This is a genomic window from Penaeicola halotolerans (assembly GCF_016464625.1).
Taxonomy (GTDB): domain Bacteria; phylum Bacteroidota; class Bacteroidia; order Cytophagales; family Cyclobacteriaceae; genus Penaeicola; species Penaeicola halotolerans.
This window is the reverse complement of sequence record NZ_JAEAGO010000103.1, coordinates 1-261: the sequence shown is the minus strand read 5'-3', so window position 1 is coordinate 261 and position 261 is coordinate 1. Positions and strand designations below refer to the sequence as shown.

At 35.2% G+C, this 261-nt stretch carries 1 protein-coding gene; it reads right to left on the bottom strand.

Going from position 1 to position 261, the window contains the following annotated elements; genetic code table 11:
- Nucleotides 1-82: 82 nt before the first annotated feature.
- Nucleotides 83-261: adenosylhomocysteinase (locus I5349_RS13825; protein ID WP_226391365.1), on the bottom strand; the 179-nt coding region annotated here is incomplete at its 5' end.

The following is a 261-nucleotide window of genomic DNA, read 5'->3' as shown; positions in this document are numbered from 1 at the left end:
ATTAATCATTAGTTTCTAAACACCATAAAAAAAGCTACTTTTTCAAGTAGCCTTTTTTATGTGTATGAACTAATCTAGCAGATTAATATCTGTAATACTCTGGCTTGAATGGTCCTTCTGGTGTCACTCCGATGTATTCGGCTTGATCTACAGAAAGTACATCCAACTCTACGCCTAATTTGGCTAGGTGAAGCGGTGCTACTTTTTCATCTAAAAGCTTAGGCAATGTATAAACTGCATTCTTATACTGATCAGTATTAG